The sequence below is a fragment of the Thalassorhabdus alkalitolerans genome, from assembly GCF_042656525.1.
Classification (GTDB): Bacteria; Bacillota; Bacilli; order Bacillales; family Marinococcaceae; genus Thalassorhabdus; species Thalassorhabdus alkalitolerans.
The window spans coordinates 72,082-87,916 of sequence record NZ_JBHSOZ010000010.1; the positions used below are offsets into that span (position 1 = coordinate 72,082).

Annotated in this window: 15 protein-coding genes and 1 riboswitch; all 15 genes read left to right on the forward strand. The window is 43.8% G+C overall.

Features of this window, described 5'->3' with window-relative positions:
- Nucleotides 1-6 precede the first annotated feature (6 nt).
- The 15 genes from ACFPU1_RS15345 (at nucleotide 7) to ACFPU1_RS15415 (ending at nucleotide 15,821) form a co-directional block, all read left to right on the forward strand.
- Nucleotides 7-600: a nucleoside recognition domain-containing protein gene (locus ACFPU1_RS15345; protein ID WP_100398489.1), complete on the forward strand. Its 594-nt coding sequence runs from the start codon at nucleotides 7-9 to the stop codon at nucleotides 598-600.
- Between the two features lies 1 nt (nucleotide 601).
- Complete coding sequence (locus ACFPU1_RS15350; RefSeq protein ID WP_100398490.1) at nucleotides 602-1,132, forward strand: spore maturation protein; 531 nt, start codon at nucleotides 602-604, stop codon at nucleotides 1,130-1,132.
- Nucleotides 1,133-1,307: 175 nt separating this feature from the next.
- Entirely contained in the window at nucleotides 1,308-2,030 is a 723-nt protein-coding gene (locus ACFPU1_RS15355; RefSeq protein WP_100400794.1) for a pseudouridine synthase, read from the forward strand.
- Nucleotides 2,031-2,149: 119 nt separating this feature from the next.
- Entirely contained in the window at nucleotides 2,150-2,680 is a 531-nt protein-coding gene (resA, locus tag ACFPU1_RS15360; RefSeq protein WP_100398491.1) for a thiol-disulfide oxidoreductase ResA, read from the forward strand.
- A 15-nt stretch (nucleotides 2,681-2,695) separates the two neighbouring features.
- Complete coding sequence (locus ACFPU1_RS15365) at nucleotides 2,696-4,360, forward strand: cytochrome c biogenesis ResB family protein (protein ID WP_385942731.1); 1,665 nt, start codon at nucleotides 2,696-2,698, stop codon at nucleotides 4,358-4,360.
- Nucleotides 4,361-4,365: 5 nt separating this feature from the next.
- Entirely contained in the window at nucleotides 4,366-5,553 is a 1,188-nt protein-coding gene (ccsB, locus tag ACFPU1_RS15370; protein WP_385942733.1) for a c-type cytochrome biogenesis protein CcsB, read from the forward strand.
- A 257-nt stretch (nucleotides 5,554-5,810) separates the two neighbouring features.
- The gene (locus ACFPU1_RS15375) at nucleotides 5,811-6,527 is read left to right on the forward strand and encodes a response regulator transcription factor (protein ID WP_385942735.1); all 717 of its coding nucleotides are present in this window, start codon (nucleotides 5,811-5,813) and stop codon (nucleotides 6,525-6,527) included.
- Nucleotides 6,527-8,308, forward strand: a complete 1,782-nt coding sequence (locus ACFPU1_RS15380; RefSeq protein WP_385942737.1) for an ATP-binding protein — start codon at nucleotides 6,527-6,529, stop codon at nucleotides 8,306-8,308. The genes ACFPU1_RS15375 and ACFPU1_RS15380 overlap by 1 nt, the downstream gene beginning before the upstream one ends.
- 162 nt (nucleotides 8,309-8,470) lie before the next feature.
- Nucleotides 8,471-9,202 (forward strand): class I SAM-dependent methyltransferase, encoded by a 732-nt coding sequence (locus ACFPU1_RS15385; protein ID WP_385942739.1) that lies wholly within the window; start codon nucleotides 8,471-8,473, stop codon nucleotides 9,200-9,202.
- Between the two features lie 79 nt (nucleotides 9,203-9,281).
- Nucleotides 9,282-9,476, forward strand: a riboswitch (cobalamin riboswitch).
- 215 nt (nucleotides 9,477-9,691) lie between these two features.
- Nucleotides 9,692-10,723, forward strand: a complete 1,032-nt coding sequence (locus ACFPU1_RS15390; protein WP_385942741.1) for an ABC transporter substrate-binding protein — start codon at nucleotides 9,692-9,694, stop codon at nucleotides 10,721-10,723.
- Entirely contained in the window at nucleotides 10,704-11,744 is a 1,041-nt protein-coding gene (locus tag ACFPU1_RS15395; RefSeq protein WP_385942743.1) for a FecCD family ABC transporter permease, read from the forward strand. The genes ACFPU1_RS15390 and ACFPU1_RS15395 overlap by 20 nt, the downstream gene beginning before the upstream one ends.
- Before the next feature lie 22 nt (nucleotides 11,745-11,766).
- Nucleotides 11,767-13,242: a heme ABC transporter ATP-binding protein gene (locus ACFPU1_RS15400; RefSeq protein WP_385942746.1), complete on the forward strand. Its 1,476-nt coding sequence runs from the start codon at nucleotides 11,767-11,769 to the stop codon at nucleotides 13,240-13,242.
- On the forward strand, nucleotides 13,242-14,198 hold the full coding sequence (gene cbiB, locus ACFPU1_RS15405) for an adenosylcobinamide-phosphate synthase CbiB (protein ID WP_385942748.1): 957 nt from the start codon (nucleotides 13,242-13,244) through the stop codon (nucleotides 14,196-14,198). The genes ACFPU1_RS15400 and cbiB overlap by 1 nt, the downstream gene beginning before the upstream one ends.
- Nucleotides 14,185-15,261, forward strand: a complete 1,077-nt coding sequence (locus tag ACFPU1_RS15410) for a pyridoxal phosphate-dependent aminotransferase (RefSeq protein WP_385942750.1) — start codon at nucleotides 14,185-14,187, stop codon at nucleotides 15,259-15,261. Before cbiB ends, ACFPU1_RS15410 begins: the two co-directional genes overlap by 14 nt.
- Nucleotides 15,258-15,821 carry a bifunctional adenosylcobinamide kinase/adenosylcobinamide-phosphate guanylyltransferase gene (locus ACFPU1_RS15415; RefSeq protein WP_385942752.1) on the forward strand — a complete coding sequence of 188 codons (564 nt, stop codon included), beginning with the start codon at nucleotides 15,258-15,260 and terminating at the stop codon, nucleotides 15,819-15,821. The genes ACFPU1_RS15410 and ACFPU1_RS15415 overlap by 4 nt, the downstream gene beginning before the upstream one ends.
- Nucleotides 15,822-15,835: the final 14 nt, after the last annotated feature.

Below are 15,835 nucleotides of genomic sequence, written 5' to 3' on the forward strand. Positions count from 1 at the left end.
GTCATAATGATAAACATCATCTGGGCTTCCATGCTGATCATTGGTTTCATTGTTGCGGCTGCTACCGGGAAAATGGAAGAGGTCAATCAAGCTGTATTTAAGGGTGCTGAAGAAGCAGTGGTGCTATGTATCGGTTTAATCAGTATTCTGGCTTTCTGGCTTGGGCTGATGAAAATAGCCCAGAAAAGCGGCCTGCTTGATTTACTTGGCAGGATGCTTTCCCCTGTTGTCAGCAGGCTTTTTCCAGAGGTACCCAAGAATGATCCGGCCATGGGTTATATTATTTCAAACATGACTGCTAATTTATTTGGGCTTGGTAATGCGGCGACTCCTATGGGGATTAAAGCAATGGAAGAGCTAAAGCGCCTCAATAACGGGAGGGATGAAGCGAGCCGTTCGATGATTACACTTATGGCCCTAAATACTGCGAGCCTTACCCTTATTCCCACCACTGTCATTTCCATTCGAATGAATTACGAGTCAGCCAACCCCACAGAAATCGTAGGGACCACTATTATTGCTACGGCGTGTTCCACGGCCGCCGCCTTATTAATTGACCGTTACTTTTACCACCGCCGGCTAGTGAAAAGGAGAAGGTAATATGGAATGGGTCACCTTAATTTCCACATGGATTATCCCGATTATCATAGGAGGTATTCTTTTTTTAGGTACGATGAAAAGAGTGCCTACTTATGAAACGTTTGTGGAAGGGGCTAAGGAAGGATTTGGACTGGCGGTCTCCATTATTCCCTATCTTGTTGGCATGCTGGTTGCCATTTCAGTATTCAGGGCTTCAGGTGCAATGGATTTGCTTATTTCCTGGATACAGCCTATTCTTGGCGTTTTCGGTGTTCCTGCAGAAATTGTCCCCCTTGCCCTGATCAGGCCTATTTCAGGCACAGGAGCGTTAGGAATGACCAGTGATTTGATTGCCACCTACGGGCCAGATTCATTGATCGGACGTCTTGCTTCAACCATGCAGGGGAGCACAGATACCACCCTGTACGTTCTGACTGTATATTTCGGAGCAGTGGGAATTAAGAAAATGGGCGATGCCTTAAAAGTTGGCCTGCTTGCAGATCTGGCGGGAATCATTGCTGCCATTGTCATTGTCCTCCTCGTTTTTTCCTGATTTTTCTCTTTACTAAAAACAATAAATAGAGAATTACTCTGACTTGGCGTCTGCCAAGCTTTTTTTATGTTTGGCCGGGAAAAACATGGTATGCTGTGATAGGCAGTTTGCTCTAATCGTTGAGAACTTGAGAATTGATTAGGATGTAGGTATGATGATGAATGAGGTGAAAGCCATGGAACGTTTACAAAAAGTAATCGCGAATGCTGGGGTCACATCGAGAAGAAAAGCAGAGGACCTCATTAAAGAAGGAAGAGTTGAAGTAAATGGAAAGAAGGTTACAGAACTTGGAACAAAAGTTACGCCAAATAAAGATGAAGTAAGGGTTGACGGGATACCTATCGATAAAGAAGAACCTGTCTATTACGTTCTCTATAAACCCAAGCAAGTGATATCAGCGGTAAATGACGACAAAGGCCGCAAAGTCGTTACTGATTTCTTGCCTGAGGTAGAACAAAGAATATTCCCGGTCGGCCGTCTAGACTATGATACTTCTGGTCTGCTCCTTCTTACGAACGATGGAGAGTTTGCAAATTTATTAACTCATCCAAAGAACAAGGTCAATAAAACTTATATTGTAAAAGTGGAAGGAAAACCAAGTAAAGATGCTTTGACTCAATTAGCCAGAGGCATTCAGTTGGAAGACGGGAAAACGGCACCTGCTAAGGTCAAATTTCAATCAGGGAATAAAAAGAGAAACACTTCTATTATTGAAATAACAATACATGAGGGTAAAAACAGGCAAGTGAGAAGGATGTTTGAAGCGATAGGTCACCCTGTTTTGAAGCTGAAAAGGGAGAAATACGGCTTCCTGACTTTGGAAGGTATGGAACCCGGGGAAGCAAGGGCACTTAAGCCAATAGAAGTTAAAAAGCTTAGGGAGCTTGCTGTCACATAAGTTTCAAAAGGCAGTCACCCATAAACAGACAAGTAACGTTATAATAATATTGGCGTGAGAAAAGATGTCGATTGATCACTTATTTTCTTTATTTTTTGAGGTGGCAGGAGGAAGGAAAAATGAATAAAAAACGCAGGCTTATCGTTAGAAGTACTGTGTTATCAGCCATAGCGGCAGCTCTGTTGTATACGTTTTACATGAACTTTTTCTCTGAGCAGGAGGTAGTAGCTGAAGGGGATCAAGCCATTAATTTCGTCCTTCAAAACCTGGAAGGAGAGAGGGTAGAGCTTGCAGATTATGAAGGCCAGGGGGTTTTTCTTAACTTTTGGGGAACCTTTTGTCCTCCATGTGAACGAGAAATGCCCTATATGGAAAACCAGTATCAAGTCTTTAAGGATCAAGGTGTAGAAATACTTGCTGTTAACGTAAATGAATCTGAGCTGGTGGTTCAGCGTTTTGTATCCCGCCATAACCTTACCTTTCCAATCTTACTTGATAAAGGAAATAATATTGTAGATGCCTATGGAATCGGCCCTTTGCCTTCAACGCTGCTCATAGATGAAAATGGAACAGTGGTGGGCAAGCATGTGGGACAGATGACAGAAGATATGGTAGCAGAATTTATGGAAAAGATTAAGCCTGAACAGTAGTTACGAGGTGTTCAAATGAGCAACAAGGTAAAATGCGATAACTGTGGTCATGTGAACCCATATGGCACTCAGCTGTGCGAATCCTGCGGAAAGCCTTTGGAGGAAGCAGCTGAAAACAAAGAAGTTATTAATATGCGTTATGAAGGAGTAGCACGAAGGTCACAAACCTATAACAAAACGATAGTCGATAAAGTATGGAATTTCTTTTCGTCGGTAAAGGTAGGTATTTGGCTGATTGTTTTAACTCTGCTCGCTTCAATTCTGGGAACCATTTTCCCTCAGGAAATGTACATTCCTCCTGGAGAGGATCCATCTATTTATTACAGGGATGAGTACGGAATAGCCGGCCAGGTTTATTATGAACTGGGGCTCCATAACATGTACGGTTCGTGGTGGTACATGGCGTTAGTTGCGGGTCTTGGAATCTCGCTTCTTATTGCAAGTATTGATAGAGTAGTACCCTTGCACAGAGCTTTAAAAACCCAAAGAGTCACTCGTCACGAAGGTTTTCTAAAAAGACAAAGAGTATATGGGAAAAACAAGGTATCTGATAAGGAAGAAGCTTTTGCTAAGGCTAAAGACATTCTCGAGAAGAAGAAGTACAAAATCAGTGAAGAAAATGGAAACTTGTTAGCGGAAAAAGGTAGATTTTCAAGGTGGGGACCATATGTGAACCATCTCGGACTTATCATTTTTCTTATCGGTGCCATGCTCCGCTTCTTCCCCGGCATGTATGTGGACGAACATGTGTGGGTGCGTGAAGGGGAAACACAGGTTATTCCAGGCACAGGCGGTCAGTATTACCTTGAAAATGAAGAGTTTTTTGTTGAGCTGTATGATGAGGATGATGAAACGTTTGGAGCTGCTATTGAAAGAGCCGGAGGCCCAGTCGTTGAAACATTTCAGACCAATGCTGTTCTCTATGAAAGGGAAGCAGGGGGAACCGTTGGTGCGGAAAGTGATTTAACGGAAATCGCACGCCAGGAGATCCGTGTAAATGAACCGATGAATGTAGATAACTTTTCCTTATACCAGACCGATTATAAGCTCAATGAATTCAGCATGATGAGCTTTACGATGGAGAACAGGGAAACAGGAGAGGCCCTCGGGCAGATTGACATCGACCTTTATAACCCTGAAGATTCATATGATCTCGGTGACGGTTACAGTGTTGTCATTTCTGATTATTTTCCAAACTTTTTCTTTGATGATGACGGTATTCCTTCTACTGAATCCAGGATTCCTGATAACCCGGCATTCATTTTCCAAATGCATGGTCCTGACGTAGATGACGAAGGAGAATACGCCTTTGTCGCGATACAGCAGAATATGGATGTGTTCGGAGAAAATCAGTATGAAATGAGCTTTGCAGGAGTCGAAACCAACAATGTGACGGCCTTGACTGTTCGCAAAGACTTGACCCTTCCTTATATCATTGTCGGAGGCATTATCTTTATGATCGGTCTCGTTCAAGGCTCCTACTGGTCTCACCGGAGAATCTGGCTTCAATACAACGGAAGCGAAGTAATGGTAGCCGGCCACACGAATAAAAACTATCAGACTCTAAAGCGAGATATACAGTCTGTAACTGATGAGACAGAGATAGAAATGCCTGCCGATCAAACGGCTGAAAAAGAAGAAAAAGAGCTGGATGAGAAAATTGAAAGTACGAAGGAGTGAGGGCAATGGCCGCACTTAGTGGAAATTTATTATTAGTCGCCTTTTTTTGCTACCTTGCTGCTACAATATTTTTTGCTGTCTCTGTGACAGGTAAAAAATGGCGTAACAAGGAAGGGGAAATGTCTGGAAACCGCTGGGGGCGATTAGGTTTTATTGCTTCTATTATTGGTTTGATTTTTGCCTTAGGCTATTTCTTTACCCGCTGGGCAGTAGCCGGGCATCCTCCTGTAAGTAACATGTTTGAATATACAACCTTTTTAGGGATCTGCATGGGGCTTGCTTTTATCATTCTCTATGCTATTTATAAGTATGATGTCCTCGGCTTGTTTACGATGCCGATTGTGATGCTGATTATTGCATATGCTTCCATTTTCCCAAGAGAAGTGGATCCATTAATACCAGCATTGCAGTCCTACTGGCTTCATATTCACGTCATTACGACTGCCATTGGCCAGGGGATCCTTGCGATAGGTTTTGCAGCAGGTCTTGTATACCTTGTTCGTACGCTTGACTTTACCCAGCGTAACAAGAAGACTTTTTCTCTTGAGCTGATTATGTATTCTTTAATCAGTGTGCTCGGTTTTGTCATCATTACCAATGTCTTTAACCTTATGGACTATGAGGCGACATTTCAGTACGTAAATGAGCAGGGAGCAGAGGCCGAAATTACGTATGAGCTTCCTGCATTGATCGGACCCAATGAAGGCGAGCTGATTAGCGAAGACCGTATGAATCCCTTAGTTTTTATGCCGGAATGGCTTCGGAGTGACGACTTAAATACTGTTGTTTGGGCTCTAGCTTCGGGTCTTATCCTTTACGGGGGATTACGGTTAGGGTTTAGAAAACGGATTGGTGGAGCTATACAGCCCATTTTAAAAGGAGTTAATCCCCAGATGGTCGATGAAGTCAGCTACCGGGCCATTGCGATCGGCTTTCCTGTCTTTACACTCGGCGGACTGATCTTTGCCATGATATGGGCTCAGATTGCCTGGACGAGATTTTGGGGCTGGGATCCAAAAGAGGTATGGGCGCTCATTACGTTCCTGTTTTATGCAGCCTATCTCCACCTGCGTCTTTCAAGGGGATGGCACGGTGAACGGTCTGCCTGGCTATGTGTGATTGGGTTTGCTATTATTATGTTTAACTTAATCTTTGTAAATCTTGTCATAGCAGGGCTGCACTCGTACGCTTAATAATATTTTCCTCCCGTTTTACGGGAGGATTTTTTAAAAGAGGGCAAGAAATGCTGTGTGCGTAACGTATAGAAAGCGGAAGGTGCGAAGAGTGCATTTAATTTATGCTCTTTTCCTTATCATGTTAGAATGATCATGGACAGATATAAAATGACTGCAGTCATTTTATACGGTACGAATGATATGGCTTCATATGTTCATTAGGTGACGAGTCATGAAGACTAACAGCTTAGGAAGAGGATTAGGAGGCAAGCGATATGAGTAAGGAAGCAAGAATATTGGTAGTCGACGATGAGGATCGTATCCGCCGTCTGCTGAAAATGTATTTAGAAAGAGAAAATTATGAAGTTGAGGAAGCCGATCATGGTGAACTGGCGTTAGAGTTAGCATTAAACGAAGAATACGATCTTATCTTACTGGATATTATGATGCCTGGCATGGATGGAGTAGAAGTGTGCCAGGAGCTTCGAAAAACAAAAGCGACACCAGTGATCATGCTCACAGCTAAAGGAGAGGAAGCAAACAGGGTGCAAGGGTTTGAAGTCGGAACGGATGATTATATTGTGAAGCCATTCAGCCCCCGTGAAGTCGTGTTAAGGGTAAAAGCTCTGCTTAGACGCTCTTCCACAACAAAGTTCCTCCAAACAGAAACGCAAACAAAGGATGTATTGGTCTTTCCTTATTTAACCATTGATAATGATGCCCATAGAGTATCGGTTGAAGGTGAAGTGATAAACCTGACTCCAAAAGAGTATGAACTTCTTTACTACCTTGCTCAGTCGCCAGATAAAGTCTTTTCACGAGAGCAGCTGTTAAAAGATGTATGGAACTATGACTTTTTCGGCGACTTGAGAACAGTAGATACTCATATAAAAAGGCTCCGTGAAAAACTAAGCCGCGTGTCAGAAAATGCTGCAAATATGATTTCTACCGTATGGGGAGTAGGTTACAAATTTGAGGCTGTGAACGAATAATGCTGTGGAGAAGCGTTGTTGGTAAGCTTTGGCTTACCATTCTTTTACTTGTATCAGTCGTCCTGCTTCTCCTGACAGTTCTTCTCCTGCAGTTTTTTGAAGGGTTCCATATAAATGAGGCGGAAGAGCAGCTGACAAATCATGCGAATGTAATCGCTTCTTTAATGGAGGAGTATGATGACGACATAGAAGCACTTGAAACAATCGAAGGGATCGCCGCCTCATACGAAACGAGGCTGACAATCTTTGAAGGCACGGAACACATCTGGTCCTCAACCGCTGAGGACCCTTATAATGTCTACCTGCCCTCAGACATTTTCTTAGAAAATGAGATCCTCTCAAGGGTCATTACTGAAAATGAAAGTGTCGTCACCCACGGGGATTTTCCGGTATATGAAAATGGTGAGGAAATCCATAATGAGATCTTTGTGGTCGGTATCCCTCTGGAAATGGGAGAGGACGATGGCGCATTATTTCTTTATCAGTCTCTTGCTGTAATAGAGGATACGACAGGAGTGACAAGGCAGATTATCCTTCTTTCTGCGGGAATTGCTATTATTTTAACGACTATTTTTGCATTTTTTCTCTCAAGCCGGATTACTGCCCCCCTCCGAAAAATGAGGCAGGTCACACTTGAAGTAGCAGAAGGGAAGTTTGACACAAAGGTTCCAACACTCACTAACGATGAAATCGGGCAGCTTGCTAATGCCTTTAACCGAATGCGCCGGGAACTAAACAGAAGCGTAACCCAGGTTAATCAAGAAAAAGAGCAGCTTTCCCGAGTCCTAAGCAGTATGGCCGACGGGGTAGTAACGATTGACCGCAAAGGAAGCATTTTGATTACTAACCCTCCTGCAGATCGTTTTCTTCAGGCCTATTATTATGAAATGGGTGGAGAATTAACACTGGAAAAGCTGCCAAAGGATATGAAAAAGCTCTTTCAGCAGGTAGTGGCGATCGAGCGGGAACAAGTAACGGAAATTGATTTGCAAGGACGGCACTATGCGATTATTATGACACCTCTATATGATGGCACCTTTGTGAGAGGGGTCGTTGTGCTGATAAGAGACATGACAGAGGAGAAGCAGCACGATAAGCTGAGAAAAGACTTTATTGCCAATGTCTCCCATGAGCTAAGAACCCCGATATCGATGCTTCAAGGGTATAGTGAGGCAATTATTGATGATATTGCAGCTACAGATGAGGAGAAAAAGGAGCTTGGCCAGATTATATATGAAGAGTCTCTCCGAATGGGTAGACTGGTCAATGAGCTTCTTGATATTGCCCGTATGGAGGCCGGCCATATTCAATTAAATAAAGAACCGATTCAGATCCATGAAATGAGCGCAAAAATAACCAGAAAGTTTCACGGTCTGGCTAAAGAAGCGGGAGTCAATCTTCAAACCGAAGTTACCGGCGAAGAGCCTGTGATGGATGTTGATCCAGACAGATATGAGCAGGTGCTGACGAACTTAATTCATAACGCCATTCGTCATACGGAGGCTGGCGGAACCGTGACACTTCGTGTGGAAACAGACAAATCCGGAGTTACTGTTGATGTGGAGGACACTGGGTCAGGTATACCAGAAGAAGACCTGCCCTTTGTGTTCGAACGTTTTTATAAGGCGGATAAAGCCAGAACCCGGGGCCGCTCAGGAACGGGCCTTGGCCTTGCTATCGCAAAGAATATTGTGGAGGGACACAACGGCCAGATTTCTGCTCACAGTAAAGTGGAGGAGGGTACGACTTTTACCTTTCATATACCAAGAGAAGACATTTAAAAACCCCGAAGTTATTTGTCTTCGTAGTGCTGTTGAAAAGAGAATTATTTTGGCATGGTAATAAAGAAGGGAGAGGGCAGCACAGGCTGAAAGCCCTCTCAGTCTTTGTCCGATGAACACTTACAAGCTCCATACAAAAGTTCAGGGAAAGGAGGGGGCACATTGAGAGAATGGTACGAAGAAAGCTTTCAGGAAGACTACCTGAGAATTTATGATCACAGGGATGAACAAAAAGCAGCTCGGGAGCTTGAAGCATTAATGTCCTATATTCCTCTTCAAAAAAAGATGACAGTGCTGGATCTGTGCTGTGGTCATGGACGCCATTGCCGATGGCTTGCCCGTAAGGATTTTGACGTAACCGGGGTTGATCTATCAGCTGTTTTATTGAAAAAAGCGATTGACTTGACCAGTGATCTTTCCATTAAATACATGCGTGCGGATGTAAGAAATATTCAATTTCGCAATGAATATGATGCTGTATTTAATTTATTTACAAGTTTTGGTTATTTTCCGGATGATGAAGAAAATGAGCTTGTTTTTAAAAATGCCTATCAAGCATTAAAGCCTGGGGGCTGGTTTTTATTTGACTATTTAAATCCTGAGTATGTTACGAAAAACCTAGTAGCAGTGGATGAATCAAATAAGGACGGCCTTCGCATCAGGCAGCAGAGGAAAATTGAGAATGGGTTTGTTGCGAAAACGATTACAATTTACGAAAATGAGTCTAAAAGAGAATACCTGGAACGAGTGAAGCTTTATTCTTCAGAGGAGCTTAAAAGTATGCTTGAAAGCAGCGGTTTCACTATTCAATCTCACTTTGGGGATTATGATGCTTCCCCTTACCAAACCGCCACATCTCCTCGACAAATTTTTATTTGCCATAAGGAGAAATAAAGGGAAAATGAAAAATTTGCTGAAAAAGCATCTTTTCAAACAAAAAATATCCTGTATACTTTGAATATGGAGAAAACAAAATACCGTTCACATCTATGGTCAATTTCCTATCAAGGGAAATGTTAAAAGGGAAGCCCGGTGAAAATCCGGCACGGTCCCGCCACTGTATACGCGTGGAACGCCTATCAAGCCACTGTCTGCTAGAAGCAGGTTGGGAAGGCAGGCTGATCCAGAACGCGGAAGTCAGGAGACCTGCCTTAGATGAATATATGCCAGGCCTTCGAGGAAAAGGTGGAAGCAGACGTGGTAACTGCCTTACGGCTGTCTTACAGTGACTTAGGTTATACACATGTATGCTCTCCTTTTTGAAAAAGGGGAGCTTTTTTTTGCATCTATAGGATGTTATTGACCAAAAAACAGGAAAAGCTGCCGTATCGAGTCCTTTCACCATTATAGAGAAAGAACGGAAAGTAAAAGGAGAGACAAAGAGTGAGAAAACAATGGGTAATGGGTACGTCAGTACTTTTAGTAATGAGTTTAGCAGCATGCGGAGAGACAGAGGATACAGGAGAAGAAGCTGCCGAGGATACGACTGAAGAATCTATGGAAGAAGAGGCAGCTGAGGAGCCGCAAGAAGACACTGATGCCGACGGAGAAGACGGTGCAGAAGCCGATTTTCCAGTGACGATTGAAGATGCTGTTGGTGAAGAAGTTACAATTGAGGAAGAGCCTCAAAGAATTGTCAGCTTGATTCCGAGCAATACAGAGACTGCTTTTGCATTAGGAGCCGGAGATCGCATTGTGGGAGTTACTGACAACGATACATACCCGGAAGAAGTGAATGATATTCAGAGTGTAGGCGGGATGGAATTCGATGTGGAAACCATTTTGTCATTAGAGCCTGATCTTGTTCTGGCTCATGAGTCATCCGCTCACTTCAGTGAGGAAGGTTTCAATCAATTGCAGGAGGCAGATATAACCGTTTTATTTGTAAATGAAGCTTCTGGCTTTGATGATGCTTACGATTCAATTGAAATGATCGGTGCGGCCACAGGGACGTATGAGGAGGCTGAAACGCTTGTAGCTGAGATGCAGGAAGGTGTTAACGAGCTCCAGGAACAAGCCCAGGAAATATCCGAGGATGAAAGACAAACAGTCTGGCTTGAGGTGGGGCCGGCTCCAGAAATTTATACTACTGGTACAAACACCTTTTTACATGAGATTCTGGAAATGATCAATGCTGAAAATGCTGCCCAAAATGAAGAGGGGTGGGTTCAGTACAGTGAAGAAGATGTTATCGCCTTAAATCCCGATGTGATCATTACAACCTATGGTTTTTATGTGGAAGATCCTGAAGAAGAAATTCTTTCACGATCAGGCTGGAGTGACATTCCAGCTGTAGAAAATGAAAGAATTTACGATGTACATGCAGATAAAGTTACAAGACCAGGACCTCGTTTAGTAGACGGTGCTGAAGCAATTGCTGAGCTGGTTTATCCTGATGTCTTTAACAACGAATAAAAAAAAGTGGGCTGCTTATGGAGGGAGTGTTCTCTTCCTTTTTGCAGCCCTTATTATTGGTATTTCAATTGGCAGTATTGGAATTCCTTTTTCAACGACAGTGATAGTTCTTCTTCAGGAAGGTGCCGGGATACCACTAGGCGCTGACATCGATTCCGTTACGCGAAACATTATTTTGGATATCCGTCTTCCTCGCGTAACTCTTGCCCTTTTGGTAGGGGCGTCTCTAGCCATGGCAGGATCTGCTTTTCAGGGATTTTTAAAAAATCCCCTGGCAGATCCATTCACACTGGGTGTATCATCCGGGGCAGCTCTTGGTGCTGTGATTGTTCTTTTTCTTGGGCTTTCTCTCCCGCTGATTGGAGCTTTTACTCTTCCTTTTGTCAGTGTGATCTCCGGATTTTTGACTCTTTTTCTAGTCCTGTTTTTTGCCAGGATTGTGCAAAAGAATTTAGCTACAGAAACTATTATTTTAGCCGGAATCATATTCAGTTCATTTCTAGGATCGTTGATGTCTCTTTTGATTGCATTAACAGGTGAGGAACTTCGCCAGATCATAACCTGGCTGATGGGGAGTGTATCAATGAGAGGGTGGAGTCATGTCCTTCTTATGCTTCCTTTCTTTATAACAGGAGCTGTTATTTTGTTTGCAAACAGCAGAGAACTGAATGCAATGGTTTTTGGTGAAGAGACAGCTAAAACGTTAGGAGTAAATACAGAAGCAAGAAAGATTTCCATCTTACTTGGAGCATCCTTGTTAACAGGGTCAGCAGTAGCGGTCTCAGGAACGATTGGATTTGTCGGACTGGTTATACCTCACCTGGTCCGTCTGTTGTTTGGAGCTGACCACCGTCATCATTTACCGTTATCGCTACTGATAGGAGGGGGATTTCTCGTATTAACAGACATGGCAGCAAGGACTCTGATTGCCCCGACGGAACTCCCTATTGGTGTATTAACAGCAATCATTGGTGCTCCTGTTTTTGGATTGCTTCTCCTGAGAGAACGCAAAAAGCTTTAAGCAGAAAAGGAGGTGCAGAAACGTGCTGACGATTGAACATATCTCCGGTGGTTATACAAATAAAGAAGATGTCGTAAAGGACATTAACCTTAACATTAACAAAGGGGAAATCTTTGGAATACTAGGTCCAAATGGAAGCGGAAAGTCCACGTTATTAAAAATCCTTCATGCCGCCCTTTCTTCCTCTTCAGGAAGAGTTCTTCTCGGTGACAAGGATATTATGGATTACTCCTCGAAAGAACTGGCAAAAAAAATGGCGGTACTCCCCCAGCATGCAGAGACTGCCTTCTCCTATAGTGTCAGACAGGTTGTGGAGCTTGGGAGATATCCTTATCAAAAGGGGTGGCTTGGTTTAACCACATCAGCTGATGAAGAAGTCATCCACCAAGCAATGCAGGAAACCAATGTCCTTCACTTTGCGGAGAAGTCGGTTAGCCAGTTAAGCGGCGGTGAGAAGCAAAGAGTAATGCTTGCCAGAGCGCTGGCCCAGGAACCAGACATATTATTGCTTGATGAGCCTACCAATCATTTGGATGTTTCTTTTCAAATGAGCCTGCTCGACACGCTGAAAAGCTGGACACGTGAAAAAGGGTTAACGGTAGTGGCAGTTCTCCACGATTTAAATATGGCTTCTATGTATTGTCACAGAGTGCTTCTCATGGATAAAGGGAAAGAAAAGGCTCTCGGTCCCCCTGCCAAGGTGATGGAAGGAAATCTGCTGGAGGAAGTTTACGAAACGGCCATTACACGAAAGGAACATCCGGATGTACCCAGCCCCCTTCTTTCACTTACTCCTAGTAAAGAGGAGAGATCTATGAACGTGCTGACAAATATTGAAAAGAAGACAACTGAGGAAATCATTCACCTTAGTGTACCGTTTCCCTTTAAAACTTGTTCTTCAGCAGTTATCGGATCAGGAATAGGATGGGCCAGCCATTTTGTTAACCGGCACGTCCCTTATGATTATCATTGTGATAATACGGAAGAAGAGTTTCGTCAGTTCTTACAACAAAGAGATATTGACGATGCAGATACTGTAGGCATGATGACCGCAGCTGTTCTGGAAGACGCCGCCTTCCGCAGATTTTCTACTGAGGATGCAGATTTGCTGATCATGGTAACGGCAGGCACCTCCAATGCCGTTGATGCAGCTCGAGCACATACTCATCAATCCGTTAAAGAAACAGCGGGCACAATTAATATGTGGGTGTTTATAGACGGCACGCTTCCTGATGCCGCCTTTGTTCAGGCTTTAATGACCGCTACGGAAGCGAAAGCAAAATCTCTTGCAGACTTCGGGATAATGGATGAGAGAACAAAAACGATTGCGACAGGCACGTCTACGGATAGTATCGTGGTGGCGGCAAGCCAGCAGGGAAAGACGCATGAGTATGGGGGAACGGTTACGCCTCTTGGCCGCCAAATCGGAAGAGGGGTTTATGAAGCTGTGACAGAATCGCTTTCTGCCTATTTTCGCAGGAAGGAAACAATGGCTTGATGATGTATCATTTGATGGCACTGACCGGAGCGGTGCTGCTCGATCGTTTCCTGGGTGATCCTCATTCAAAAGCGCACCCGGTGGTAGTAATGGGTACTCTCATTTCTTTTTTAGAAAAGAAATTAAATAAGGGCACTTTTTTAAAAGCCAGAGGGGGAGTTCTCCTTTTTATTGTCTGCCTTTGTACCCTTGGTGTCATATCAGCCGCTGTTGTTGTCGCTTACAGCATCCATCCAGTCGTTGGTGTACTTACTGAGACTGTGCTGATTTGGCTTGCGATCGGACAGAGAAGTTTAGAAAAAGCGGCTGAAAATATTGCCAAGCCTCTAAGAGAGGGAGACACAAATGAGGCTCGCAGACAGACTGCGATGATCGTTTCCCGGGATACAGAGACGATGCAAGAAAAGGATATGGTAAGGTCGGCTGTGGAGAGTGTGGGCGAAAATACGTCTGACGGTGTAACAGCGCCTCTCTTCTATGCCCTTATTGGAGGAGCTCCTCTTGCTTACCTTTATCGTGTCATTAATACGTGTGATGCAATGGTCGGTTACAAAACAAGCAAATACCTTCATTTTGGCTGGGCAGCTGCCAGGGCAGATGATCTGGCAAATATTGTTCCGGCACGGCTGACTGCTTTATTAATGGTGATAAGTGCTGGCGCTGGCAAACCTCTCTCTACTTTCGAAAGCATGAAAGGAACCATGAGAGACGCAAAGCTTCATGACAGCCCAAACAGCGGGTATGGGGAAGCTGCCATGGCATACATACTAGGTGTTACTCTTGGCGGGGAGACTAGGTATCACGGTAAAATGGTATCCAGGCCTCATTTTGGCAGGGGAACAAAAGAACTTGCTCCTGATCGAATTTTAGAAGCCGTTCATATCATGAAAAAGACAGTAGCAGTATTTATACTTTTTTGCTGGTTAATAGGAGGAGTTGTCTATGCATTGGCCTGAACACGGAGCGATGCCAAATGAATTAGCCAGAAGACTTGGTACCTCAGTACCCCAGGACATTCTTGATTTCAGTGTAAACACGAATCCCTTTGGACCACCTGATTCGTTTAGAGAGTTATGGCCGTCCTGGATGGAAGCAGCCTTTTATTATCCTCACCCCCAGGGCGAGGATGTAAGAAAGGCTATAGCAGAAGCTGCAGGAGTAAGGAAAGAGGAAGTGTTAGCTGGCAACGGGGGATCGGAGATTATCTTTCTTCTTGCCCGATTATATAAAGATAAAACCGTACTCTTAATAGAGCCTTCCTTTGCAGAATACCGCACGGCTTTAGAGGCAAACGAAGCAAGGATTAAAACAATCATGGCCCAAGAAGAAAACCAGTGGCAGCCTTCCCTGCATGATTTTCTTGGGGCACTTTCCAGTGTTGATGCCGTGTTTTTCTCTCATCCCAATAACCCCACTGGTGTTTCCTATGGGGAGGAACTGCTGCGACAAATGTTTCAAGCCTGTCATGATAGGGATATTGATATAGTCTGCGATGAAGCATTTTACGATTTTACCGTTAATCATCGCCATTTATTATCCTGGAGACACACCTTCCCCACCCTGATCATTATCCGTTCAATGACAAAAATGTTTTCAATACCCGGGTTAAGAGCGGGGTATCTGATTGCTTCACCTGATAAAGTAAGACAAGCAGAGAAGCTTATGCCTGCATGGAGCGTAAATAATATAGCGGGATGCGCGATAAAACAAGCATTCAAAGAACAGAGTTTTACAGACGCATCAGTAAACATGATTGCCACAGAGCGTGAGCGGATGAAAACCAAACTGGAAGAACTGGGCTTTGTCATTTCTCCTGCAACTGTAAACTATTACCTTCTTCGAGAAGACCCTGCTAAAGATTTATTACCTTTGATTACCTTCCTGTCCGAGAAAGGAATTCATGTGCGACACACCTACAATTTCTCTGGTTTGAATGGGAGCTACATACGAATGGCAGTAAAAAAGAATGAAGAAAACAACCGTCTCCTGGCAGCCCTGCAAGGATGGAAAGAGCGATGATGACTTTCATTTGCGGAGGCGTCAGAAGCGGAAAAAGTAAATTTGGCGAGGAATTGGCAGAAAAAGAAGTGGACAGGGATGGAAGGTTGATATATATAGCTACTTCAAAGATAACAGATGAGGAGATGAAGAGCCGGGTTGATGAACATCAAGCAAGGAGAGAAGAAAGTGCCAGGAGCTGGGAAACGATCGAAAAAGCAAGAAATCTTCATGAATGCGTTCCCCTTGTTACCAAGAAAGACACGGTTTTTCTCGATTGCGTGACCACTTGGCTGAGTAATGAGTTATTTTACAGTGAGAGCTCAGTTCAAGATGCTCTGCCTGTAGACGATGTCGGGGAGCGCATGATGAACGTGACCATTGATTTGAAGAAAAAGAGCAGGCACTTAATTTTAATTAGTAATGATATTTTTCAGGAACCGGTCCCAGATGATCCGTTTGTTTATCAGTATATGGCGGCTTTAGGAAGGCTTCATCAGCAGCTTATACGTTTAGCAGGTAAGGCGTATATGGTGGAACATGATATCCCCCTTTTGATGAAGGGTAGGAACAAACAATGAGGTGGTACAAGGGC